Below are 25,247 nucleotides of genomic sequence, written 5' to 3'. Positions count from 1 at the left end.
CGAATCCGCCTCATTCCAGTGCTAAAATCTGGGCACCTTAACAGTGAAAGGAATTTAAAAGTGAACAAATCTGAATTGGTTGACGTTATCGCCGCCGACACCGAAATCTCCAAGGCAGCAGCTCAGCGCGCGCTGGACTCCGTCATCGAGAACATCATCAAGGCCGTGACCAAGGGCGATACCGTGCAATTGGTCGGCTTCGGTTCCTTCTCCACCGGCAAGCGCGCTGCCCGTACCGGCCGCAACCCGCAAACCGGCGAAGAAATCAAGATCGCCGCTGCTACCACCGTGAAGTTCTCGGCTGGCAAGGCTTTCAAGGAAGCCGTGAACAAGAAGAAGAAATAATTTCACGCATTTGAATGCCATGAAACAGATTCATGGCATTCAAATCGAGGCCGATCCGTTCGGATCGGCCGTCTTCCCCCCTCCACCGCCTTCCCTCCGCAGTACAGCCCCGCAGTGACCTCCCCGCAGTAACCCGCATCGTCAGCACAGTTCTCCGCACGCGCTGCCCATACCGCCTCGCAAGTCCGGTCCGTCCCTCATCTCCGTTTGCCAAGGCAGAGCGTAGCGCCTAGAATTTTTTCGGTTTCATATGAACTGAATGCCGTTGCACCCGCGTTTTGTTCCCGTCTTCCGCCACATCCCATGACCTGCCGGCTGGTCCGGCGCACCCGAGGAGACCGTCGATGAATAGCCCCGAGCAACGCCCGCCGCTACCACTCTTCACTCGTGAGACCGCAGCCATGAAGGCTCGCGCCGCAGAGGACGCCTGGAATTCCTGCGACCCGCAACGCGTTTCGCTGGCCTATACCGAGGACAGCCGCTGGCGCAACCGTGCCGACTTCATCACCGGCCGCGCCGAGATCGTCACTTTCCTCACCCGCAAGTGGACCCGCGAACAGGATTACCGTCTGATCAAGGAAGTCTGGGCGCACGAAGGCAACCGCATCGCCGTGCGCTTCGCCTATGAATGGCACGACGATTCGGGACACTGGTACCGTTCCTACGGCAATGAGAACTGGGAATTCGACGAGCATGGCCTGATGCGGACCCGCCATGCTTCCATCAATGACCTGCCCATCAAGGAGTCCGAGCGCAAGTTCCACTGGGACCGCTCGGCCCCGCGCCCGGCCGACCACCCCGGCCTGAGCACACTGGGCCTCTAATCCGCAGAGGTGCGGCCAGGGCTGCTTGCTGGTTCAGACGCCCAGGTCGGCCAGCGGATGCTGGTCTGGCGACCAGGGATCGGCAAAGAAGCCCTCCACCCATTCCGGCGTGGCAGCGCCCAGGGAAGCCGGATTCCATTGCGGCTTCTGGTCCTTCTCGATGATCAGCGCACGGATACCCTCGACGAAATCCGGACGCGCCGCGCAATGCAGCGACACCACGAATTCCAGCCGGAATACCTCGGCCAGCGACAAAGGACGCACCCGCTTCTGCAAGGCGTAACCTAGCCACGCCGAACCAGGCGACCCGGCGCGCAGGGTCGCCATGGCCTTGGTCAGCCAGGGATCATCGGTCTGCAGCGCGAGGATGCCGTCCACGATCTCCGGCAGACTGGGACGGCGGCACAGGGCCTCGATCTGGTCGTAATGCGTCCGCAGGTTGGACGGCGCAAACACCGCCGCCCCCTCCTGTACCGATGCGCCTTGCGCAGCCGCCAGTACGCGATCGAGCAACTCCGCATCACACCCCTGGCCCCACGGCTGCAGCAGCAGCGCATCGATCACCGACTGCTTGGCCGCCTGCGCCACTCGGTAATCGGCCAGACCGGCGAAGAGCGCATCGTTGGCGTTCAGGTTGGCCCCGGTCAGCGCCAGAAACACTCCGGTCTTGCCCGGCATGCGTGCCAGGAACCAGCTGCCCCCCACGTCCGGGTACAGGCCGATGGTGATCTCCGGCATCGCCAGACGCGACTTTTCGGTCACCACCCGATGGCTGCAACCGGCCATCAGACCGATGCCACCACCCATGACGATGCCGTGCCCCCAGCACAGGATGGGCTTGGCGAAGCTGTGGATAAGATAATCCAGGCGATATTCCTGCTCGAAGAATTCGGCCGCGTAGTGATTGGCGCGGATGTCCTCGCGCTCGGGTGAGGCGTGATGTTCACGCATGGACCGATAGAGTTGCTGCAGGTCGCCACCGGCGCAGAAGGCTTTCTCGCCCTGCGCCTGCAGCAGCACCATCGCTACCTCAGGATCGGCCTGCCACTGCTGCAGTTGCGGCGTCAGCAGGCTGACCATCTCCAGCGAGATGGCATGCAGGGTCTTTTCGGAAGCGAGGGTGGCGATGCCGATACGGCGGCCGTTGGCGGCTGTCAGTTCTTCGAACAGCACGGGTGCGGCTACTTGGTTCATGGGTCTCCTGGGGTCTCTTGCGCGAACCCGCAGTGCCCGCGGGCCGCAGTGTTTTAATGGAAGGAAATTCAGTGAAGCAGGCCGGTAGGCCGGATTCTGTTACGGCGGGAAACCCGCTATGACAGCCATTCCTCTAGGCGACGGATCACTCCGCCGCTCAAGCTTTCTACCCGCACGCTCCGCGAGCCACATCAACGCGTGCCTATTTGAAATTGCTCCGGGTGGAGGTTACCGCGTTTCACCGTAACTTAATACGCTCGTCTCTGTGGCCCTGTTCCTCGCCTTATACCGGCTTGCGCCGGCTTTCAGCGGACGGCCGTTAACCGTCACCCTGCTCTGTGGAGTCCGGACCTTCCTCCCGCCGCCTCCTTGCGAAGGCGGCCAGCGGCTGTCTGGCCTGCATCGGGCGCTATTGTAGCGCAGCATCGCCCGGCGCCGGAGATCGCCGGTGCAAAACCCTTGTGCGCGAGCGCACAAGTTCATGCCGATTCGGCATGTGACACCCGGGCGCCTCTTAGGTAGTCTCCTGCTGATCCGCTGCCGCTACGGCTGCGCGGTTCTTGACTGACTTCCACGAAACACCATGCATATCTGCGTATTGGGCGCCGGCGTAATCGGCGTGACCACTGCCTACCGCCTGCTCCAGGATGGCCACCAGGTCAGCCTGATCGATGCACACGACCAGCCCGGCGCCGGCACCAGCCAGGGCAATGGCGCCCAGCTCAGCTACTCCTACGTGGCGCCGCTGGCCGACCCCTCGGTCTGGACCAAATGGGCGTACTACATGTTCAGCAAGGAATCGCCGCTGACCATCAAACCCACCCTGGACGGCGCGCAATATCGCTGGCTGGCCCAGTTCCTGCGCTGCTGCAACGCCGAGCGCGTGCGCCACACCACCCTCGACCTGCTGCAACTGGCCTTCTATAGCCGCGACCAGCTGACCCAGTGGAATGCCGGCCTGAACCTGTCCTTCGACTATCAGCGCTCCGGCAAGCTGGTGATGTTCACGGATGACCAGGGACTGGAGGCCGCCGCCGCCCAGGTACGCTTCCAGGCGCAATACGGTTGCCAGCAGGAAGTGCTGGGCGCGGCCGAATGCATCCGCATCGAGCCCGCGTTGGGTCATTCGCAACGCGACTGGGCCGGTGGCGTCTACACCCCAAGCGAGGAAGCCGGCGACTGCCCACAGTTCTGCCGCGCACTGGTGGACGTCATGCAGGCCGACCCGAATTTCCGTTTCATCGGCGGCGCACGCGTGGACGCCGTACGGCGTGACGACCGTCAAGGCCAGGCCCTGTGCGCCGTCCAGGCCGGTGGCCAATGGCTTGAGGCCGACCACTTCGTCCTGGCGCTAGGTGCCGACAGCACCGACTTCGCCCGCCTGCTCGACCTGCGCCTGCCGCTCTATCCCCTTAAGGGCTACAGCATCACCGTACCGCTGGAGGACGACACCAGCCGCACAGCGGCGCCGCAGGTCTCCATCACCGACATCGCCCGCAAGATCGTCTACGCCCGTCTCGGGCAGCGTCTGAGAGTGGCCGGTCGCATCGAACTGGTCGGCCAGGACCGCAGCATCCCGCGCCGTGCCATCGAAGAACTCAAGAACGGCATGCGCGAACTCTTCCCCGCCTGCCGACTCGGCGACGACGCCACGCTCTCGCCGTGGATGGGCTTCCGCCCCGCCACCCCGAGCGGAGTCCCCATCGTCGGCCGCTCACCGGTGAACAACCTCTATCTCAACATCGGCCAGGGTGCGCTGGGCTGGACCCTGGCCTGCGGCAGCGCGGCGCTGCTGGCCGACCAGATCGCCGGCCGCACCCGCGCCATCGACGACACGCCATTCCAGTACCGGGCCTGAAGAAGTTTCATGCGAGGTCCCCGCAATCGGAATTAACATGGAGCCTCGCCAGTGCCTTGCTGGCCTGATCCATGGGAGACGAACGATGCGGGAAAACCGGCTGCGCACCCTCTTCGCGCAACAGCAACTAGCCCTCTCGGGCTGGATTTCGATGGGCAATTCACTGCTGGCCGAAGTGGTCGCGCACAGCGGCTACGATGCGGTCACGGTGGACCTGCAACACGGCCCCTTCTCCATCGAGTCGGCCCTGCCGATGCTGCAGGCCATCTCCAGCACCGCGGCCGTGCCGGTGGTGCGCTGTTCCGAGAACAGCCTGGGCGAAATCAACAAGCTCCTCGATGCCGGCGCCTATGGCGTCATCTGCCCGCTGATCAACACCGCCGATGACGCCGAACGCTTCGTGCGCGCCTGTCACTACTCACCCCGCGGCGGCCGCAGCTATGGCCCGGCGCGCGGCTTCCTGTATGGCGGGGCCGATTATTTCGCCCACGCCAACCAGACCATCCTCACGCTGGCCATGATCGAAACCCGCGAAGGCTACGCCAATGCCGAAGCGATCCTGCAGGTACCGAACCTGGACGGCATCTTCATCGGCCCCAGCGACCTGGCCATCGAACTCGGCCTGCCCCCGGACGCCTACGGCGACCAGCGCCTCAACGACGCCATCGATCATCTGCTGGCGCTGGCGCGCAAGCTGGGCAAGTACGTGGGAATCTTCGCCGGCACCATGGACATGGCGCAGCGCATGAAGGCGATCGGCATGGACCTGGTGGTGCCAGGCACCGACATCCAGCAGATCAAGGCCGAAGGGGCGAGACGTATCAGCGCCTTGCGCTGATTCCAACACCGCCGGTGGCAGGGCTGGACAGCAAGACCCGTCAGCAGTAGGATTAAATCCCATCCCCCGAAGGAGCCAGCCATGCGAAGCACACAGCAGATGAGCATTACCCTGCCTAACGAAATGGCAGATGTGGTGAAAAGCAAGGTACGTAGCGGCGAGTACGCCAGCGAAAGCGAAGTGATCCGCGACGGACTGCGCACCTTGCTGGCCCGTGATCGGGCGATGGAGAGCTGGCTGAACAACCAGGTAGCGCCAGCCTATGACGCGTTGAAAAGTGATCCTTCCCGCGCCGTCACCGCAGACCAGGTACGCGCCCGCCTAGCGGCCGAGCACGCCAAGGCAAGATGAACCATCGCATCGTCTTCACTCCGGAATCACTGGAACAACTCGCTCAGCTTTACCACTACATCGCGCAAGCGGCGTCGCCTGACATAGCGGCGGGATATACCGACGCCATCGTCAGCTACTGCGAAAGCCTACGCACCCTCCCCCTGCGCGGGACACAACGTGATGACGTCCGGCCTGGTCTACGCCTGACGAACTACAAAAAGCGGACAGTGATCGCCTTTGCTGTTGATGAGGAAGAGGTCGCCATCATCGGCATCTTCTACGGTGGCCAGGACATTGAAACGATCTTGCGAAAAGACCCGGCCGCCGACTAAATCGAAGGACTGTCGGGGATCCACATCAACAAGAAAAAGCGGATCAGGACATTTGCCCTGATCCGCTTTTTGCGTCTCGCGCGTCCGTGACCTCAGCTCCGCACCACCCGACCGAAGAACGGATAGTTGGGATCGTTGTAGCCATGCGTGGACGCATGCCCCGGTGTGACCAGGCTGTCTACCAGCGCCTCTTCCTCGGCCGTGATCTTCAGCTCGGCCGCATCGTAGTAATCCTCCATCTGCGCCAGCGTGCGCGGGCCGGCGATGACGCTGCTGATGGCCGAATTGCCCAGTACCCAGGCGGTGGCGAACTGGCCCAGCTTGATGCCGCGCTGCTCGCAGTGCTGCTGCAGGCGCTGCGCGATCAGCAGCGATTCTTCGCGGAATTCGGTTTCCATCATGCGCTTGTCGCCGCGTCCGGCACGGGTATCCTCGGCCGGCTTCTGGCCCGGCTGGTACTTGCCGGTCAGCACGCCACGCGCGATCGGGCTGTACGGCACCACGCCCAGGCCATAGTGGGCGCAGGCCGGCAGGATTTCCACTTCTGGCTGGCGGTTCAGCAGGTTGTAGTAAGGCTGGCAGACCAGCGGCAGCGGCACATTGTTCTTCTCACACAGGCGCGCAATCTCGGCGATGCGCCAGCCACGGAAGTTGGACACGCCAAAGCCGCGGATCTTGCCGGCGCGGATCAGGTCGCCCAGGGCCTGCACCGCCTCTTCCAGGTTCTCGTCCTGGTAGTCGCGGTGCATGTAGAGGATGTCCAGGTAATCGGTATCGAGACGCTTGAGGATGTTCTCGGTCTCGCGCACGATCCAGTTGCGCGAATAGTTGGACTCATTGGGCCGGTTGCTCATCGGATTGCCCAGCTTGCTGGCCAGCACCCACTCATGGCGCTGGCCGGCCAGCAGCTTGCCGACGATCTCCTCCGACTTGCCCTTGGTATAGACGTCGGCCGTGTCGATGAAATTGACGCCGTGTTCGCGGGCCGAGGCCACGATGCGGCCGGATTCCTGCAGGTCGGTCTGGTCACCGAACATCATGGAACCCAGGCACAGGGCCGATACCTTGAGGTTGCTCTTGCCGAGGCGACGATAGTGCATGCTGTCTCCGAATCGAAAAATGGGTGTGGATAAGTTAAATGCAGCCGATCATTCTAGCGCCGTGCCGCCGCCCCTGCCGGGGACTCACAGCATCGGCGCTTCTTCTTCCTGCCAGCGCCGCTTGTCGCGCAAGGGCGGCGCACCGAACAGACGGCTGTATTCGCGACTGAACTGCGACGAGCTCTCGTAACCGACCCGATGCGCCGCCGTCGCCACGCTGGCGTCAGCCGTCAGGATCAGCTTGCGCGCTTCCTGCAGCCGCAGGTTCTTCTGGTATTGCAAGGGACTCATGGCCGTCACCATCTTGAAGTGATGATGCAGCGACGACACGCTCATGTGCACCTCGCGCGCCACGTCCTCGATGCGCAAGGCCTGGTCGTAACCATCCTTGATCAGGCGGATGGCCTTGGCCACGCGGTTCATCTGGCTGTCCTGCAGCACGGTCTGGCGCAACAGCGCGCCCTGCCCGTTCATCAGCAGCCGGTACAGGATTTCACGCCGTATCATCGGCGCCAGGATGGCCACGTCACGTGGTGACTCGTGCAGGCGCAAGAGTCGCAAGACGGCATCCAGCAGTTCGACGTCGAGCCGGTTCACGTACAGCCCGCGGGCTGCGCCTTCAGTGAGATGGGCCGCCGCCGGCAGGTTCTCGTCACCGATCAGTTCGCCGATCTCCTGGGTATCCAGTTCCAGCCGCAGGCCGAGATAGGGCTCATCGGGACTGGTCACCATCACCTTGCCCACCACCGGCAGATCCACCGAAGCCACCAGGTAGTGCATGGGATCGTATTCGTAGATTTCATCCCCCACGAAGATGCGCTTGGAACCCTGCGCGATCACTGCGAAGACCGGTTTTTGCACCGCGTGCTTGGGGCCGGTCGGGCAGGTGATGCGATAGATTTCCAGGTCGGGGATGGCGGTGGCCAGCATGCCTTCGCTGCCGGCGGTATAGCGCTCCAGTAGCTGCAGCAACTCCTGCTGCATGGCGTGGAAACGCGCATCGGCGGCCAGGTCGGCCTCGGACCGGGTGGGCAGCACCGCGGTGGGCGAGCTGTCATGCTCCAGCAAGAGCAGGGGCGCGGAATCCTGGACAGCGTGCAGATCGAGATCCATGGTGTTCTCTCAACAAGGGACAAGCGGCAGCTTAACGCTTGCGCAGCGCTGCCTGATTCTCCGGCAATCACACGCGGAGGATCAGGCAAGAAGTTTGCAGAATCAGGTATGCCCGGCAGCGATTGGGCGCGATCATGATGAGGTCGTCACGGCAACATCGGCCCGCATGCCGCACACACAGGCGACCCGGTGCGACGACACAAAAAACAGGAACAGAGAATCAGGCAGAAAATCGGCAGCTTTCGGCACGCCAAAACCTGCGACCCACCTGCATAATCCTCGCCGAACAGATCACCAGGCAAACGTCAGAACACGCTCTCGGCGATGTTGTACTGCTCGACCACGGTGCGCACGGTGCTGACTTCAGGCTTCTTGACGAAGCTGCACTCGCTCTCTTCCATACCCATGGTGCAGGCCTTGTGCAGCGGGCAGGTGGCGAACAGCTCGGCCACCCAATCGACGAAGGCACGCACCTTGGGCGAGAGGTGACGGTTGTGCAGGTACACCACCGAGATCGGCATGGGCGCCGGCTTCCATTGCGAGAGCAGTTCGACCAGGCGGCCTTCCTCGATGTGGCGCGTCACCATGTACAGCGGTGCCTGCACCATGCCGAAGCCCTGCAGGGCGCATTCGACGTAGGCATCGGCCTCGTTGACCGAGAGCTTGCCATCCATCTTCACCTCGCGCGTGACACCGTCGACCACGAAGTCCCAGTCGATGGTGCGGCCGGTGCGGCTGGAGAAGTAGTGCACCGCCTTGTGCTGCTGCAGGTCCTCGATGGTATGCGGCACGCCGTGGCGCTCGAGGTAGGACGGTGCAGCACAGGTGACGGTCTGGAAGGTGCCGATGCGGCGCGCCACCATCGATGAATCCTGCAGCTCGCCGATGCGGATCACGCAGTCCACCGCCTCCTGCACCATGTCCACCGGGCGGTCGCCCATGCCCATGACCAGCTCGATGTCGGGGTACTTGGTATAGAAGTCGCACAGGTTGGGCAACAGCATGAGGCGCCCGACCGAGCCCGGCACATCGATGCGCAAGCGCCCCTGGGGTCCGCGGGTGACATTGCGGAAGGATTGCTCGGTCTCGTCGACGTCGGCCAGGATGCGCACGCAGCGCTCGTAGTAGGCCGCGCCATCGGGCGTGAGGCTGATGCGGCGCGTGGTGCGATTCAGCAGACGCACCCGCAGCATGCTCTCCAGGCCCTGGATCAGGGTGGTGACGGTAGTGCGCGGCAGGTTCAGGTTGTCCGCAGCGCGCGTGAAGCTGTTGGCATCAACCACAGCGGTAAAGACTTGCATGGCCTGGAAACGGTCCATCGCTCTCTCCTAAGTGCCGGCGTCCGGAAGACACCGGAGCGGCAAGCGGGGGCAGGACAAGCACAGGCAAGAGCTGGCACCGCCCCCGGCGCGCCGATTGCCCTGGTCCGGGCGGCCCCGCCAATACGGCCAGGCACGCTCGAATTGAATCAATTTACAACAAATAACCGCCAATTACACAGCAACTACGCGGCAACTACGCGCTTCCCCGCGCTATTGCACCAGAAAAACATTGGTGCGATCAGTCAGGAAATCCGTACTTGGCAGCCTCAGACATCCCAGAAAGGAGCCCCGCCATGACCGAACTTGTCATCGCGATTGTTCAGACCTACCGAACAGTGTTGTTGGATTATATGTGTTTATTCGCGACCCTGCTGTGCCGCACAATCCGTCTCATTCTTGGACAAGTGGCTTCGGCCCGGGCGCACATCATGCAAGCCTCGCATTCGCTGGATATCCGCAATTTCTTCGTTCCCGGCCCGCTGGGACGCATCCCCGTGCGCCTCTACCAGCCGGTGCAGGCCGCCGCCAAAGGCGAGCAGCGGGCGCTGGTGATGTACTTCCACGGAGGCGGTTTCACCAGTGGTTCGCTGGATGACGCCGACGCCCCCGCCAGCTTCATCGCCCATCATGGCCAGGCCGTGGTGCTGTCGGTAGGCTACGCGCTGGCGCCGGCCAAACCCTTCCCGGCCGCCCCGGAAGACGCCTTCGCCGCCGCCAGCTGGGCCTGCAAGCACGCCGACGAACTCAATGTCGACCTCGACCGCATGGTGGTGGCCGGTGACGATGCCGGTGGCAGCCTGGCCGCCAGCCTCACCCTGATGACCCGCGACCGCTGCGGCAAGCCGCTGGCCGCGCAGGTGCTGATCAGCCCCATGCTGGACCCGAGCATGCGCTTGCTGGGCGATGCCGGCCGCCTGCAATCGGACCTCACCGCCGAAACCTGCGCCGCCAGCTATCGCCAGTACCTGCCCCAGACCATGCAGCGCCTGCACCCCTATGCCGCACCGCTGGAGGTGAGCCGCCTGGCCGGCCTGCCACCGGCCTTCATTGCCACTGCCGAGCGCGACGTGCTCTGCCCGGAGGCCGAGAAGTACGCCTCCAGCCTGATCCGCGCCGGTGTGCCCACACAGGTCTCGCGCTTTGCCGGCATCACGCACGGCGCCCTGCGCACGCACCTGCCGCTGCTCAAGGAAATCGTCAATTTCCTGCGCTGTCGCTTCGCCAGCCTGCAACGCGACGAATCCGCTCACGACTTCATGCCCTTCAAGCTCCACCCCTCCACTCCATTCTGAGGATAAGAACATGCAAACTCCTGCTCCCCTGCGCAAGCGCTTCGCCCTTACCGCCACCGTCCTGGCCGTCATCGCCCTGTCGGTCGGCGGCGCCATCTCGGTGGTCGGCCTGTCGGCCAATGCCTCCACCGCCCCCACTGCAGCTGCTGCCGGCGCGCCGGTCGATGTGGCCGAGGTGGTCCAGCGCCAGATCATCGACTGGCAGTCCTACTCCGGCCGCATCGAAGCGGTCGACCGCGTCGAAGTGCGCCCCCTGGTCGGCGGCACGCTGACCGCCGTGCATTTCAAGGATGGCGCGCTGGTCAAGAAGGGCGATGTGCTCTTCACCATCGACCCGCGTCCCTATGAAGCCGAAGTGGCCCGCGCCGAAGCCCAACTGGCCGGCGCCGAAGCCCGTGCCGGCTATACCGCCACCGACCTGGCACGCGGCCAGCGCCTGCTGGGCGACAACGCCATCGCCAAGCGCGACTTCGAGGAAAAGCAGAACGCCGCCCGCGAAGCCTCGGCCAATGTCGCCGCCGCCCGCGCCGCCCTGCGCGCCGCCCGCCTGAACCTGGAATACACCCGCATCACCGCCCCGGTCTCGGGCCGCATCTCGCGCGCCGAAGTGACCCTGGGTAACGTGGTCACCCCGGGTGCGGCCAATGCCCCGCTGACCACCCTGGTCTCGGTGGCCAAGGTGTATGCCTCCTTCGACGTCGATGAACAGAGCTTCCTGAAATACGTCAACCCGGCCCGCGCCGCCGGCACCACCGTCCCGGTGGAACTGGGCCTGGCCAATGAAGACGCCTACTCCCGCAAGGGCCGCGTCGGCTCGGTGGACAACCGGCTCGACACCGCCTCCGGCACCATCCGCGTGCGCGCCGTGTTCGACAACGCCGACGGCCAACTGGTCCCGGGTCTGTACGCCCGCGTACGCCTGGGTGGCGGCGAGCCGCATGCGGCCGTGCTGATCGATGAAAAGGCCGTCGGCACCGACCAGGACAAGCGCTTCGTGATGGTGGCTGACAAGGACAACCACGCCAACTACCGTCAGGTGGTGGTGGGTGCCGGCCATGACGGTCTGGTGGTCATCGAGAAGGGTCTGCAGCCGGGCGAACGCATCGTGGTCAACGGCCTGCAACGCATCCGTCCGGGTGACGCCATCACCCCGACCGTGGTGCCGATGCAGGCCCAGGCTGCCAAGGCTGGCGACGCCGACAAGGCCTGATCCCGCACGGACCTCATTCGCATTCAAGGAAGAACAAGCCGCGGGGGCGCATCGCCCTCCCGCAAGGGCGGTTGCACCCCGACGGCTGACAAGGAACCTACATGAATATCTCTAAATTCTTCATCGACCGCCCGATCTTCGCGGGTGTGCTGTCGGTACTGCTCTTGCTGGGCGGCGTGCTGGCCATGCTGCAGCTGCCCATCTCGGAATATCCCGAAGTGGTGCCGCCCTCGGTGGTGGTGCGCGCGCAATATCCCGGCGCCAACCCCAAGGTGATCGCCGAAACCGTGGCCTCGCCACTGGAAGAGCAGATCAACGGCGTGGAAAACATGCTCTACATGCAGTCGCAGGCCAACAGCGACGGCAACCTCACCATCACCGTCAACTTCCGCCTGGGCGTGGACCCCGACAAGGCCCAGCAACTGGTGCAGAACCGCGTCTCGCAAGCCCTGCCACGCCTGCCGGAAGACGTGCAGCGCCTGGGCGTGACCACGCTCAAGTCCTCGCCCACCCTGACCATGGTGGTGCACCTGACCTCGCCCGACAACCGCTACGACACCACCTACCTGCGCAACTACGCGGTCCTGAACGTCAAGGACCGCCTGGCACGCATCCAGGGCGTGGGTGAAGTGGGCCTGTTCGGCTCGGGCAACTACGCCATGCGCGTCTGGCTCGACCCCAACAAGGTGGCCCAGCGCGGCCTGACCGCCAGCGACGTGGTGCGCTCCATCCGCGAACAGAACGTGCAGGTGGCTGCCGGTGTGATCGGCGCCTCGCCCAGCGCGCCGGATACCCCGCTGCAGCTGTCGGTGAACGCGCAAGGCCGCCTGAAGACCGAAGGCGAATTCCGCGACATCATCCTGAAGGCCTCGCCGGACGGCGCCACCACCCGCCTGGGCGATGTCGCCCGGGTGGAACTGGCCGCCTCCGAATACGGCCTGCGCTCGCTGCTGGACAACAAGCCGGCTGTCGCCATCCCCATCTTCCAGGCCCCCGGCGCCAACGCGCTGGATGTCTCGACCCAGGTGCGCGCAGCGATGAAGGAACTGTCGGCCGACTTCCCCAGCTCGGTCAGCTACAGCATCGTCTATGACCCGACCCAGTTCGTGCGTGCCTCCATCGAAGCAGTGGTCCACACCCTGCTGGAAGCGATCGCCCTGGTGGTGATCGTGGTGATCATCTTCCTGCAGACCTGGCGTGCTTCCATCATTCCACTGTTGGCGGTGCCGGTGTCCATCATCGGTACCTTCTCGCTGATGCTGGGCTTTGGCTACACCATCAATGCGCTGTCGCTGTTCGGCATGGTGCTGGCCATCGGTATCGTGGTCGATGACGCCATCGTGGTGGTCGAAAACGTCGAACGCAACATCGGCGCCGGTCTCTCGCCGCGCGACGCCACCTATCGCGCCATGCAGGAAGTGTCCGGCCCCATCATCGCGATTGCCCTGACACTGGTCGCGGTGTTCGTGCCGCTGGCCTTCATGACCGGCCTGACCGGCCAGTTCTACAAGCAGTTCGCGATGACCATTGCGATCTCCACTGTCATCTCGGCCTTCAACTCGCTGACCCTGTCCCCGGCCCTGGCCGCCCTGCTGCTCAAGGGTCATGGTGACAAGCCGGACTGGCTGACGCGCCAGATGGACCGCTTCCTGGGTGGCTTCTTCATCCGCTTCAACCGCTTCTTCAACCGCGCCTCCGACAACTACGGTACCGGCGTGACCGGCGTGATCAAGCGCAAGGGCGCCACCATGGGTGTCTACGTGGTGCTGCTGGCCGCGACCCTGGGGGTTTCCTACATCGTCCCCGGCGGCTTCGTGCCGGGCCAGGACAAGCAATACCTGGTGGCCTTCGCGCAACTGCCCAACGGCGCATCGATCGATCGCAGCGAAGAAGTGATGCGCAAGATGAGCGACATCATGTTGAAGGAACCCGGTGTAGCCAGCGCCATTGCCTTCCCCGGCCTGTCCATCAACGGCTTCACCAACAGTTCCTCGGCCGGTATCGTCTTCGTGGGCTTGAAGCCCTTCGAGGAACGCAAGAGCAAGGAATTGTCGGGCAATGCCATCGCCGCCTCGCTGAACAAGAAGTTCGGCGGCATCAAGGAAGCCTTCACCGCCGTCTTCCCGCCGCCGCCGGTGATGGGCCTGGGTACCCTGGGTGGCTTCAAGATGCAGATCGAAGACCGTGACGCACTGGGCTACGCCGAACTGGACAAGGCCGCACAGGCCTTCATGAAGGCGGCCGCCAAGGAACCGGCCCTGGGTCCGATGTTCTCCAGCTACCAGATCAACGTACCGCAACTGGATGTGGAACTGGATCGCGTCAAGGCCAAGCAGCTTGGCATCCCGGTGACCGACGTCTTCAACACCATGCAGATCTACCTCGGTTCGCTGTATGTGAACGACTTCAACCGCTTCGGCCGTGTCTACCAGGTCCGTGCCCAGGCCGACGCGCCCTTCCGCGCCAAGGCCGAGGATATCGCGCAACTGAAGACCCGCAACACTGCCGGCGAAATGGTGCCGCTGTCCTCGGTGGTGAAGGTAAAGCAGACCTTCGGCCCGGAAATGGTGGTGCGCTACAACGGCTATACCGCCGCCGACATCAACGGTGGCCCGGCCCCGGGTTACTCCTCGGACCAGGCCCAGGCCGCCGCCGAACGCGTGGCAGCAGCAACCCTGCCACGTGGCATCAAGTTCGAATGGACCGACCTGACCTACCAGAAGATCCTCGCAGGCAATGCCGGCGTGTGGGTGTTCCCGATCAGCGTGCTGCTGGTGTTCCTGGTGCTGGCTGCCCTGTATGAAAGCCTGACCCTGCCGCTGGCCGTGATCCTGATCGTCCCCATGAGCATCCTGGCCGCCCTGACCGGCGTCTGGCTGACCCGTGGCGACAACAACATCTTCACCCAGATCGGCCTGATGGTCCTGGTGGGCCTGTCGGCCAAGAACGCCATCCTGATCGTGGAATTCGCCCGCGAACTGGAGATGCAGGGCCGTACCGCCGTACAAGCCGCCATCGAAGCCAGCCGCCTGCGTCTGCGCCCGATCCTGATGACCTCGATCGCCTTCATCATGGGTGTGGTGCCGCTGGTGACTTCCTCCGGCGCCGGTTCGGAAATGCGCCATGCGATGGGCATCGCGGTGTTCTTCGGCATGCTGGGCGTGACCCTGTTCGGTCTGTTCCTGACCCCGGTGTTCTACGTCCTGCTGCGCACCATCGACCGCCGCCAGCTGCACTCGGCCTCGCATCATGAAGCCCCGATGACCGCCGGTTCGCATGTGCCGCAGGTGAGCCACGCCGCCCCCGGCCCGCAGGATGATCGCTGATCCCCGGATCAGCCCATGAATGGAGCAAGAAAAATGATGACTCAATCGATGACCCGCCTGCTGCGCCCCGTGCGCATCGGCTCGGCCCTGCTGGCCACCTTGCTGGTGCTGGCCGGCTGCTCGGTGGCGCCCACCTACGAGCGCCCCTCGGTGGATACCCCGGCCGCCTTCAAGGAAGCCGCCCCCGCCACCCAGACTGGTGAAAACGGCAGCCAGTGGAAGGCCGCCCAACCCGCCGAAGACATCGCCCGCGGCGAATGGTGGAAGATCTTTGGCGACGACCAGTTGAACGCCCTGGAAGACCGCGCCCAGCAAGCCAACCAGGACCTCAAGGCGGCCGCCGCGCGGCTGGGCCAGGCACGCGCACTGACCCGCGATGCGCGCTCCGGCTACTTCCCGCAGATCGACGCCGGCCTGGGCGCCACGCGTCAACGCCCTTCGCCTGCCTCGCAAGGCTTGCCGGCCGATGCCAATACCCAGCCCAACACCCTGTACCGGGCGCAACTGGGTGTGTCCTATGAAGTGGACCTGTTCGGCCGCGTGGCCTCCACGGTCGATGCCGCCACCGCCGATGCCCAGCGCAGCGAAGCGCTGTTCCATTCGGTGCTGCTGGCCTTGCAGGCCGACGTCGCGCAACAGTATTTCCAGGTGCGTGAACTGGATGCCGCCGCCGAGCTCTATCGCGGCACCGTCGATCTGCGCCAGGAATCGCTGCGGCTGGTGCAGCGCCGTTTCGATGAAGGCGACATCAGCGAAGTCGACGTGGCCCGCGCCCGCACCGAACTGGCCTCGGCCCAATCGGAAGCGCTGGGCATTGCCCGCCAGCGCGCCACCGCCGAACACGCCCTGGCCATCCTCTTGGGCCGTACCCCGGCCGAGTTCGCGTTGCCGCCGCAACCGCTGAAGCGACTGGCGATCTCGGTCCCGGCCGGTCTGCCCTCGGCCTTGCTGGAACGCCGTCCCGACATCGCCGCCGCCGAACGTGCGATGGCCGCCGCCAATGCCCGCGTGGGCGTGGCCAAGTCAGCCTTCTTCCCGGCCCTTAACCTGACCGGTGGTCTGGGCTACGAGTCGGCCCAACTGGGTGATCTCTTCAACTGGTCCAGCCGTACCTTCCTGCTCGGCCCGCTGGTGGGGACTGCCCTGACCATGCCGATCTTCGATGGCGGCCGTCGCCAGGCCGGGGTCGATCGCGCCCGCGCCAGCTATGAAGAACAGGTCGCCACCTATCGCGGCACGGTCCTGAATGCCTTCCGCGAAGTGGAAGACAACCTGGCCAACCTGCGCATCCTGGACGACCAGAACCGTGCCCAGGACGAAGCGGTCGCCTCGTCCTCGCGTGCGGCCCGGCTCTCGCACACCCAGTATCGCGAAGGCGCGGTCAGCTACTTCAACGTCATCGATGCCGACCGCACCGTGCTGCAACTGCAGCGCGCCTCGGTCACCCTCGATGGCGAGCGCGCCCGCTCCACGGTCAACCTGATCCGCGCCCTCGGCGGCGGCTGGAGTACGCCGCAACCGGCTGCGACGCAGGTATCTTCACGGCAGTAATGTTCCAGTCTCCGGATGCGCTAGCGCACCCGGAGACTGTCATCCACCTTCATCCCAGGAAAAAAAAATGTCCATCACCCTGCACGAAGTCGGCATCACCCCGCTGATCCGCGCCCTGCATAATCTGTCCTCCCTGCTCGACAAGGCCGAGCAGCATGCCGACCAGCACAAGCTGGAACCGCAGCAGCTGCTGTCGGCGCGCCTGTACGAAGACATGTTCCCGCTGACAGCGCAGGTACAGCGCGCCAGCGACACCGCCAAGGCCACCGCCAGCCGCCTCTCGGGCGTGGCCGCGCCGGCCTTCAGCGATGACGAGACCAGCTTCGACGAACTGCAGGCCCGCATCAACAAGACCATCGTCTTCCTCGAATCCATTCCCGCCGATGCGGTCAACGGCCAGGAAGACCGTGTCATCACCATGAAGCTGCGCGGCGAAGAGCGCAGCATGAGCGCGCGCGAATACCTGCTGGTGTTCGGCCTGCCCAATTTCTTCTTCCACATCACCACCGCCTACGACATCCTGCGTCACCAGGGCGTCAAGCTGGGCAAGATGGATTTCCTGGGTCTGTAATCCCGGCACACCCAGACAAAAACGGCCCGCATCCTGCGATGCGAGCCGCTTTCCAGACCAGTTTCCCGTGGTACTTTGGCCCGCCTCCTTATCGAGGGCGGGCGTTTTTTTTCATGGCTCAGTCCACATGCGGCACACCCGCCCGCTGCAGCAACTGGCGGCATCGCTGGGACAGTGCCACCACGCGCAAGTCCTTGCCCAGCCGCACATAGCGCTCGGCCAGCGTCTGCACGGCGGCAATGGCCGAATGGTCGGCCAGGCGCAGGTGGCGGCAATCCAGCGTGACCTGCTGCGGGTCGTCCTGGGTCGCAAACAGTTCCAGGAAGCGTGTGGTCGAGGCAAAGAACAGGGTGCCATGCGGCAGGTAGGTACGGCTGCCATCCTCTTCATCGACCACCTCGGCACGCACTTCGCGTGCGTGTTCCCAGGCAAAGTTGAGCGCGGCGATCACGATGCCGCACAACACCGCCACCGCCAGGTCGGTCAAGACGGTAATGACGGTGACGGCGATGATGACCAGCGCATCGTTCCTCGGCACCTTGCCCAGCACCCGCAGCGAGCCCCAGGCAAAGGTCTCCTGCGCCACCACGAACATGACACCGGCCAGTGCCGCCAGCGGGATGCGCTCGATGGCCGGCGACAGGAACAGGATGAACAACAGGATCATCACCCCCGCCACCACGCCCGAGAGTCGCGAACGGCCGCCTGAGCCGAGGTTGATCATGGTCTGACCGATCATGGCGCAACCACCCATGCCGCCGAACAGGCCCGAGACCACATTGGCCGCGCCCAGCGCCAGGCATTCCCGGTTGGGCTGGCCACGGCTGGCGGTGATTTCGTCGGTCAGGTTGAAGGTCAGCAGTGTTTCCAGCAGGCCGACGATGGCCATGAGCACCGCATACGGGCCAATGATGCGCAGCGTCTCCAGGGTCAGCGGTACGCTGGGCAGATGCAGCGGCGGCAAGCCACCGGCGATCTGCGCCATGTCGCCCAGGGTACGTGTGTGCAGGCCACTGACATAGGTCAGCAGGCCCACTCCGAGAATGGCTGCCAGTGCCGGCGGAATGGCCTTGGTCACGCGCGGCAGGAGCCACACCACCAGCATGGTCGCCAGCGTCAGGCCGATCATGAACCACAGCGACGTCCCCTGCAGCCACTGCGGCCCGGACGGCGTACTGGTACGGAAATGTTCCAGCTGCGACAGCGCGATCACGATGGCCAGGCCATTGACGAAACCCAGCATCACCGGATGCGGCACCATGCGCACCAGCTTGCCCAACCTGAGCGCACCGAAGGCCAGCATGATCAGGCCTGACAACACCACCGTGGCCAGGAAATACTGCGATCCGTGCTGCACCACCAGCGCCACGATGACCACCGCCATCGAGCCGGCGGCACCCGAGATCATCCCCGGCCGTCCACCGAACAGCGCGGTGATGGTGCAGATGAAGAAGGCGCCATACAGCCCCATGAGCGGATTCAACTGCGCCACCAGGGCGAAGGCGATGCATTCCGGCACCAGGGCGAAGGAAGTGGTGAGGCCGGCCAGCACGTTCTGGCGGAGTTCGCGCAGGCGCGATGACGGAGGGGTGAGGGTGGTCATGGAAGAAACATGGAACAGGAATTGGACAGGCGCGCAGCTGCGCCGCAGGAACCGCAATGCGTCAGGGAGGGACGCACCGACCGTCCCGCGCTAGCCCCACAGGGTCTCGATCTCGGCATCCAGGAAATAACCGGCGCCACGCTCGGTGCGCAGCAGGGTCGGGTTCTTGGGATCGGCTTCCAGCTTGCGGCGCAGTCGCAGGATCTGGACATCGATGGCACGGTCGTAGACTTCGTCGAAGGCACGCGTGCTCTCCAGCAGGTGCTCGCGCGAGACGATGCGCCCCGGCGCGCCCAGGAAAGCCACCAGCAGGCTGAATTCGGCATTGGTCAGGCTCACCTGGCGCTGGTCCGGCGCGGTCAGGCGACGGGTGTTCAGGTTCAGGTCCCAGCCGGCGAAGCGGTAGGCACGCGGGTGCTTGCTGCGGGTCACCGGCGCCGCGGGGGCGGCTGGCGTGGCGGTGCGGCGCAGTACGGCACGCATGCGGGCCAGCACTTCGCGGGGCGAAAACGGCTTGGTGATGTAATCGTCAGCCCCCAGCTCCAGGCCCATCACCATGTCGGCCTCTTCATTGCGCCCGGTCACGCAGATGATGGACATGCTGCTCTCGGCCCGCCAGCGGCGCGCCAGTTCGGCGCCATCGATGTCGGGCAGGCCGAGGTCCAGCAGCACCATGTCATAGACCGATTCCTGCACGGCGCTTTGGGCCTGGGCGCCGGTGGCGGCGCTGTCGACCGAGAGGCCGTGGCCGCTCAGGTAGTCGACCAGCAATTGGCGCATGGCCTGGTCGTCATCGACGACCAGCACCCGGATGGGAGGGGTAGTGCTCATGGAGTTCCTTGTTCGGTATCGGGCAGCGCGGTCATGATAGCGCGTCGCAATGCAGCTCGCTCAAGCGGCTTGACCAGGCCGGCAACGCCCAGCGTCCTCGCCAGGTCCACCACGTGGGCCTGACCGGAGCACAACACCACCGGCAGATCGGCGCGCAGTTCGCGCAGGGCCGCGATGAGGGCATCACCCTGCATCTGCGGCATGTCCAGGTCAGTGATCACCAGATCCACCGCCAGCGGCTCCAGGGCGAATTCCTCCAGCGCCAGCAGCGGGTCGTCGAAGACGATGGGCGCATAGCCCAGCGCATCCAGCCATTGCGCACACAGTGTGCGCTGGCCCGCATCGTCGTCGACCACAAAGATGCATTGGCCCTGCCCGCTGGCGACCTGCTCATCGTGCAGCTGGTCGGCGTCGGACGTCGGTTCCGGCATTGCCACAGGCGACGCCAGGTCAGTGGCGGCCGCAGCCGGCAGCAACAGCCGGAAGCGCGTGCCTCCGGCATCACTGGCAACGGCCACGCCGCCTTCGTGTTCGATGGCGATGCCGGCCACGATGGCCAGACCCAGTCCGGTTCCCTTGCCGCCCGGACCGTCGCGCGTGGTGAAGAAGGGCTCGAACAGCCGCGACAGGTGCTGCGGGGCGATGCCGCTGCCGTCATCCACCACCTCCAGCCACACCGCCTGCTGTTGCGGCAAGTCGCCGGCCAGGGGCGCTTCGGCTGGCGCCTCTCCGGCATGCAGGCTGACCACCACCCGGCTGCGCGCAGCCTGGCTGGCATTGCGGATCAGGTTCAGGGCCACGCGCGAGAGCTGCCCGGCATGGCCTTGCACTGCCAGCGGCCGGGCTGGTGGCTGGAATTCGATCACCACGCCGGCCCGGCACAAGGGACGGGCCAGCCGCACCGCCTCGGCCACCGGCTCGCGTAGGTCCAGCAGGCTGCGCTGGCGATCTCCGCGACGACCTGCCAGCAGGATCTGCTCCGTCAGTTCGCGCCCCCGACGCACTGCCGATACCACCTCCGACAGCGGGCGCTGGGCCGGCGCGGCCGGGTCCAGTTGTTCCTGGGCCAGTTCGGCATAGCCACCCGCAGCGCCCAATACGTTGTTGAAGTCATGGGCGATGCCACCGGCCATCAATCCCAGCGATTCGAAGCGGCGCATCTGTTCCATCCGTGCCGCCAGCGCCTGCCGCTCGCGCATGGCCACGGCGATGAAGAAGGTCAGCATGGCCAGGCCGGCCAGGTCGACCTGCAGGCTCCAGGTGCTGTCCAGCCCTTCCTGGCGATAGGGGCCCATATCGTAGAGCGTGAGCAAAACCGCCATCACCGCGGCCAGGCTGGTCACCAGGGTGGCACTGCGCATGCCGCCGTACAGGGCGGCCCCGGCCAGCACCAGCGACAGCAGCACACGCTGCACCTCGCCCGACCAATCGCAGGCGGCACACGCCAGCAATACCCCCACCACGGCCGCGGCACCGAGCAAGGAGGGCCGGTCGCCGCGCAGGCTGCGCCAGTGCAGCTGCGACCAGACCAGCCAGGTCGGCGTCAGTACCAGGATCGCCAGACCATTGCCCACCAGCAGCGTGCGCCATTCGGCCCACCAGCCGGCCGGCATCACATCGGCCGCCAGGCTTGCCCCCAGGGCCGCCACCAGCGCCACCACCAGCAAGGGCAGGAGCGCCACGAAGCGGCCCAGCTTGTACAGACCGTCGAACTGCCCGTCGCGACTGACGAAACGTCGTCCCAGCCAGATGCAGGCGACGATCTGCACCACGTTCAACAGCGCGAAACCGGCGTCGACCTGCACTGGCAGGCTATCCCGGTCACCCACCACCAGCATGGCCACGAACACCGCCAGCAGATACGGGAACCAGTCGCGCGCCGGCTTGCGCCACAGCAGCGCGATCATCAGCGCGGGGGCCGGGGCGGCAATCGGCGCCAGGGTGGTGCTGTCCTGCAGGTTGGCGGCAGGACTGGCCAGCAGCGTATAGACCACGCCACACAGCAGTGCCGACAGCAGGCTGCGGAACATGGCGGCCAGCGGACGTAGAGGGATAGATGGGGTCATGGCCAGCCTCAGTTGCGCGAGTACAGGACCCGTAGCGCCACCCTGCGCTCTTCCGGCGGCAGCTGGTTGACTGCGCGCAGGTAGGCGATGGAGGCATCACAGGTGGCATCCGGATCGGCCTGGCGACGCAGCGCCGAGGACAGCAGCTTCAACTGTTCCTGCGTCAGCGGCGCCAGCGCCTTGCGGAAGACGCGGGTGCGCTCGGCCAGGGTGTAGCGACCGGCATTGGCCGGATCGGCATCGCGCAACAGGCGCTGGGTCATCTGCTGCTCGCGGTTGGCGAATTCCTGCGGCAGCACGGCCTGCGGCGCCTCGCGGCCGGCGGCGGCGTCCGCGCGCGAGCGTGGATAGATCAGTTCGGTGCAGGCCGCCGTGCTGATGCCACGCAGGGCGACCGCTTCATCCAGCAGCAGCTGCTGGAACTCGGCCAGGGATTCGTCGGAGGCGATCGGCAGCAGGCGGCGGCTCAACAGGCCGACCTGCTCGCGGCCGACAGCCAGGATGTCGGCGTCCGACGCATGCGCCTGGACCTTGGCCCAGGCCAGGTCGATGGTGTGGGCAAAGTCGGCAGGATGGTAGCGCGCCATGATGTCGAACAGCGCGCCCTTCTTGAACTCGGCTTCCAGGATGTCGCGCGAGCTGGCGATGGTGGCGATCTGCGCGGTCTCGCCCCCTGGCGCCAGCCGTGTCAGGACACCAGCCTGCAGCAACTGGCCCAGTTCCGGATACCAGCTGCGTGCGGCCGGGGTATCGGCAATGTGTTCGATGAAATCGTGCGGCAGACCCAGCTTGCCGTAGGTGTCGAAGGTCAGCTTGCGGTCGAAGCTCTTGTTGATGCGGTCGTCACCACCCACCGTGTAGAGCGTATGAAAACCGATATGTGCACGCGGGTCCATGGCGCGGTCGCGACCGGCCAGGAAGGCCAGCGTGCAGGAAGAGGAACACTCCTGCTCCACATAGGTGTTGAGCCGGTGGCGACGGATCACCTCGCCCACCAGCTTGCCCTCGCGCACCCAGCCCCCGGCCGAATACAGCACCACGGTCTGCACCGAAGGATGCTGTTGCAGCAGGCGTTGCAGGCCATCGGCCGCGCCATCGTTCATGCCACCCTGCAGCAGCAGCGACTTGCCGTCCACTCGCAACTGGTAGACCACCGGTGGCCCCAGTTGCTTGCCCAGGGCGATCTCGAACTGCTCGCGCAAGGAGGGCGCGGCGCGCCAGGTACTGGTGGCCATGCTGATGGCACCACAGATGATGAGGAACTTGACCACCACCTCGGCCCAGCGGCGTCCGCCCCGCGCCACGTGCTTGCTGGCCGAACGCCAGCAGCCGCAGACGCCCCAGGTCCAGGCCAGGTAGCTGAAGGCAGCGATCCCCAGCACGCCGGCCATGCCATAGCGTGCCGGCATGTCATTGGTCAGGCGCGCCAGGACCGAGATGGCCAGCGCCGGCACCAGCGAGGTCAGCAGGACGGTGTGCAGCCAGTAGGAACGGCCGAGCGAATAATCGCCGCGCCAATGGCGACGCAGGAAGCTGGCGGGCGGGCTGACGGAAACGGAAGATCGGTTTACTGCCTGGGACACGTGGTGCTTTTCCTCGATGCGAGCCCGCGTGCAGCGGGCTCGTCTTCAATGACGGGTGACTTTATGCAGCCGTGAGCATAACCCAGCTTGGCCCGGGTGTCGGTTTTCAGCCACCGTGACCGGGAATGCGCGACAGGTCGACTTCGTCGATCTGGCTGGGATGCATGAACTGCTCGGCATACTTTTCGTAGATGCGTTCCCGCACGAAGAGGTCGAACAGGTCCGGGTCGATATGGTCGCGCGCCTTGAAACCGGCCAGGATTTCCACCGCCTCGTTGAGGGTATTGCCGCGCTTGTAGGGACGGTCGGCGGCAGTGACGGCCTCGAAGATGTCGGCCACCGCCATGATGCGCGCCTGCACCGACATCTGGTCCCGTGTCAGTCCCTTGGGGTAGCCCTTGCCATCCATGCGCTCGTGGTGGCCGCCGGCGAATTCGGTGACCCGCGAGAGTTGCTTGGGCCAGGGCAGCGACTCCAGCATGCGGATGGTGATGACGATGTGGTTGTTGATGATGGCGCGCTCGGCATCGTTGAGCGTCCCGGCGCGGATGCGCAGGTTGCCGGCCTCTTCGTCGTCGAGCAGCTTGCGCAGCTGGCCATCCGGGCCGCGCCAGGTCCGCTCGGCGATATCCAGCACGCGCTGCTGGTCTTCGGCGCGCATGCCTTCGTTGCCATAGTTGATCTTGCGCAGGAAGGCCCGCTCCTCATCCATCTGCATCACGTCGGCCTGCAGGGCGGCTTCCAGCGCAGCCGACTTGTCCGCGCTCAGGTCCGCGCCCAGCGCCAGCTTTTCCTGCAACATGCGGATTTCGGCATCGCGCTTGAGGACCTCGAAACGGGTATCGATCAGGTGGATGCGGTCGAAGATGGTCTCCAGCTTGGTGGCCTTCTCGACGATATGGCTGGGCGAGCCGATCTTGCCGCAATCGTGCAGCAGTGCCGCCAGCCACAGCTCGCGACGGTCGGCGTCGGTCATGCTGAAATCAGCCAGCGGGCCTTCGGTGGCATTGTGGGCCGCCTCGGCCAGCATCATCGCCAGCTGTGGCACCTGCTCGCAATGGCGGCCGGTATGCGGGGATTTTTCGCCGATGCCGATGTTGATCAGCTTGATCAGGCTTTCGAACAGGTTTTCCAGGCGACCGATCAATTGCTGGTTGGTCATCGCCATGGCCGCCTGCGACGCCAGCGCCTCGATGAAGCGCTGGTCGGTCTCGGAGAAGGGGACCGGCTCGCCACTGTCGGCGTCGATGGCATTGATGAGCTGCAACACGCCCACCAGTTCGCCCTCGTGGTCCTGCATCGGCACCGTCAGGATGGACTTGGACTGATAGCCATACTTCTCGTCGAACAGGCGCATGCCGTTGAAGTTGAAGCCACTGGCCTGGTAGACGTCCGGGATGTTGACCGAATTGCGGGTATTGGCGGAATAGGCCGCCACCGCCGCCAGGTTGGGCTGGCCGTCCGCTAGCGTCAGGGCGATATCGGGAATCGAGATCGGCTGACCGCTGCTGCCACCCTGGTGCATCTTGAGGGTCTGGTTGACCGAGATGTAGAAGCTCAGCGCGTCGCCGCTTTCGGTGATGCGATAGAGGGTGCCGCCGTCGGCGCGGGTGATGTCGCGCGCGGTCAGCAGGATGCGTTCAAGCAACAGGGGGATATCGCGATTGCTACCCAGCTCGCGGCACAGTTCGGTGAGCCGCTCCAGCCGGTGTGCGATGTCGCGATGCTGGCCGGCACTGGGACTGAGGTCGTGGATATTCATGCTGCCATCTCCCCAGCGCGGCAGTGGTGGCACGGGCCGTGGTGGCAGGCTCGGGCTGCTGGATGGACTGCTGGCGACATGCTGCTCCCTGATGCGTTGGCGTATGGACATGACCCGGTGATTGCCGGCCGGCAAACCCGCGTTTTCTTCAGATGCTTTTCGGGCATCTTGTCGATTCTAGAACGACGGCGCA

20 protein-coding genes and 1 other RNA gene are annotated in these 25,247 nt (G+C 65.0%); 11 read left to right on the top strand and 10 right to left on the bottom strand.

The window, feature by feature from the left end:
• Positions 1–60: 60 nt before the first annotated feature.
• Both HBH1_RS14170 and HBH1_RS14165 read left to right on the top strand, forming a co-directional pair.
• Positions 61–345: an HU family DNA-binding protein gene (locus HBH1_RS14170; RefSeq protein ID WP_006465510.1), complete on the top strand. Its 285-nt coding sequence runs from the start codon at positions 61–63 to the stop codon at positions 343–345.
• Between the two features lie 344 nt (positions 346–689).
• A complete protein-coding gene (locus HBH1_RS14165) occupies positions 690–1,169 on the top strand; it encodes a nuclear transport factor 2 family protein (protein WP_102663278.1) in 480 nt (159 codons plus the stop codon).
• 33 nt (positions 1,170–1,202) lie between these two features.
• Here the strand turns inward: HBH1_RS14165 and HBH1_RS14160 are convergent, their stop codons facing one another.
• Both HBH1_RS14160 and rnpB read right to left on the bottom strand, forming a co-directional pair.
• Entirely contained in the window at positions 1,203–2,363 is a 1,161-nt protein-coding gene (locus tag HBH1_RS14160; protein WP_102663277.1) for an enoyl-CoA hydratase/isomerase family protein, read from the bottom strand.
• A 69-nt stretch (positions 2,364–2,432) separates the two neighbouring features.
• Positions 2,433–2,767, bottom strand: an RNA gene (gene rnpB / locus HBH1_RS14155) — RNase P RNA component class A.
• A gap of 179 nt (positions 2,768–2,946) precedes the next feature.
• Between rnpB and HBH1_RS14150 the strand changes: the two genes are divergently transcribed.
• The 4 genes from HBH1_RS14150 to HBH1_RS14135 all read left to right on the top strand — a co-directional run bounded on the left by HBH1_RS14150 (position 2,947) and on the right by HBH1_RS14135 (position 5,724).
• Positions 2,947–4,221, top strand: coding sequence for a D-amino acid dehydrogenase (locus HBH1_RS14150; protein ID WP_102663276.1), 1,275 nt, complete (start codon positions 2,947–2,949; stop codon positions 4,219–4,221).
• Between the two features lie 85 nt (positions 4,222–4,306).
• Positions 4,307–5,059 carry an HpcH/HpaI aldolase family protein gene (locus HBH1_RS14145; protein WP_102663275.1) on the top strand — a complete coding sequence of 251 codons (753 nt, stop codon included), beginning with the start codon at positions 4,307–4,309 and terminating at the stop codon, positions 5,057–5,059.
• Positions 5,060–5,140: 81 nt separating this feature from the next.
• Entirely contained in the window at positions 5,141–5,410 is a 270-nt protein-coding gene (locus tag HBH1_RS14140; protein WP_006465505.1) for a ribbon-helix-helix domain-containing protein, read from the top strand.
• Positions 5,407–5,724, top strand: a complete 318-nt coding sequence (locus tag HBH1_RS14135; protein ID WP_102663274.1) for a type II toxin-antitoxin system RelE/ParE family toxin — start codon at positions 5,407–5,409, stop codon at positions 5,722–5,724. The genes HBH1_RS14140 and HBH1_RS14135 overlap by 4 nt, the downstream gene beginning before the upstream one ends.
• Before the next feature lie 92 nt (positions 5,725–5,816).
• On the opposite strand, the gene HBH1_RS14130 is transcribed toward HBH1_RS14135, so the two are convergent.
• The 3 genes from HBH1_RS14130 to HBH1_RS14120 all read right to left on the bottom strand — a co-directional run bounded on the left by HBH1_RS14130 (position 5,817) and on the right by HBH1_RS14120 (position 9,256).
• Complete coding sequence (locus tag HBH1_RS14130) at positions 5,817–6,824, bottom strand: aldo/keto reductase (RefSeq protein WP_102663273.1); 1,008 nt, start codon at positions 6,822–6,824, stop codon at positions 5,817–5,819.
• An 84-nt stretch (positions 6,825–6,908) separates the two neighbouring features.
• Complete coding sequence (locus tag HBH1_RS14125; RefSeq protein ID WP_102663272.1) at positions 6,909–7,937, bottom strand: AraC family transcriptional regulator; 1,029 nt, start codon at positions 7,935–7,937, stop codon at positions 6,909–6,911.
• Positions 7,938–8,242: 305 nt separating this feature from the next.
• Positions 8,243–9,256 carry a LysR family transcriptional regulator gene (locus HBH1_RS14120; protein WP_006465501.1) on the bottom strand — a complete coding sequence of 338 codons (1,014 nt, stop codon included), beginning with the start codon at positions 9,254–9,256 and terminating at the stop codon, positions 8,243–8,245.
• Positions 9,257–9,687: 431 nt separating this feature from the next.
• Here HBH1_RS14120 and HBH1_RS14115 point away from each other — a divergent pair, with 431 nt between their 5' ends.
• From HBH1_RS14115 to HBH1_RS14095, 5 genes are all read left to right on the top strand, one after another.
• Positions 9,688–10,551 (top strand): alpha/beta hydrolase, encoded by an 864-nt coding sequence (locus HBH1_RS14115; protein ID WP_369878622.1) that lies wholly within the window; start codon positions 9,688–9,690, stop codon positions 10,549–10,551.
• 10 nt (positions 10,552–10,561) lie between these two features.
• Complete coding sequence (locus tag HBH1_RS14110; protein WP_102663270.1) at positions 10,562–11,761, top strand: efflux RND transporter periplasmic adaptor subunit; 1,200 nt, start codon at positions 10,562–10,564, stop codon at positions 11,759–11,761.
• 101 nt (positions 11,762–11,862) lie between these two features.
• Positions 11,863–15,087, top strand: coding sequence for an efflux RND transporter permease subunit (locus HBH1_RS14105; RefSeq protein WP_006464058.1), 3,225 nt, complete (start codon positions 11,863–11,865; stop codon positions 15,085–15,087).
• 33 nt (positions 15,088–15,120) lie between these two features.
• Positions 15,121–16,638 carry an efflux transporter outer membrane subunit gene (locus tag HBH1_RS14100; protein WP_102663269.1) on the top strand — a complete coding sequence of 506 codons (1,518 nt, stop codon included), beginning with the start codon at positions 15,121–15,123 and terminating at the stop codon, positions 16,636–16,638.
• A gap of 67 nt (positions 16,639–16,705) precedes the next feature.
• Positions 16,706–17,209 carry a DUF1993 domain-containing protein gene (locus tag HBH1_RS14095; protein WP_102663268.1) on the top strand — a complete coding sequence of 168 codons (504 nt, stop codon included), beginning with the start codon at positions 16,706–16,708 and terminating at the stop codon, positions 17,207–17,209.
• Between the two features lie 118 nt (positions 17,210–17,327).
• Here HBH1_RS14095 and HBH1_RS14090 read toward each other — a convergent pair whose 3' ends face one another.
• From HBH1_RS14090 to HBH1_RS14070, 5 genes are all read right to left on the bottom strand, one after another.
• Entirely contained in the window at positions 17,328–18,812 is a 1,485-nt protein-coding gene (locus HBH1_RS14090) for a SulP family inorganic anion transporter (protein WP_102663267.1), read from the bottom strand.
• 90 nt (positions 18,813–18,902) lie between these two features.
• Entirely contained in the window at positions 18,903–19,643 is a 741-nt protein-coding gene (locus HBH1_RS14085; RefSeq protein ID WP_006464062.1) for a response regulator transcription factor, read from the bottom strand.
• Positions 19,640–21,709 carry an ATP-binding protein gene (locus tag HBH1_RS14080; protein WP_102663266.1) on the bottom strand — a complete coding sequence of 690 codons (2,070 nt, stop codon included), beginning with the start codon at positions 21,707–21,709 and terminating at the stop codon, positions 19,640–19,642. The genes HBH1_RS14085 and HBH1_RS14080 overlap by 4 nt, the downstream gene beginning before the upstream one ends.
• Before the next feature lie 8 nt (positions 21,710–21,717).
• Positions 21,718–23,292 (bottom strand): COG3904 family protein, encoded by a 1,575-nt coding sequence (locus HBH1_RS14075; protein WP_102663265.1) that lies wholly within the window; start codon positions 23,290–23,292, stop codon positions 21,718–21,720.
• Between the two features lie 106 nt (positions 23,293–23,398).
• Positions 23,399–25,054: an HD family phosphohydrolase gene (locus HBH1_RS14070; protein ID WP_102663264.1), complete on the bottom strand. Its 1,656-nt coding sequence runs from the start codon at positions 25,052–25,054 to the stop codon at positions 23,399–23,401.
• Positions 25,055–25,247: the final 193 nt, after the last annotated feature.

The organism is Herbaspirillum sp. BH-1 (assembly GCF_002870055.1).
Lineage (GTDB): Bacteria > Pseudomonadota > Gammaproteobacteria > Burkholderiales > Burkholderiaceae_D > Herbaspirillum > Herbaspirillum frisingense.
This window is presented reverse-complemented; position numbering and strand designations above follow the sequence as displayed.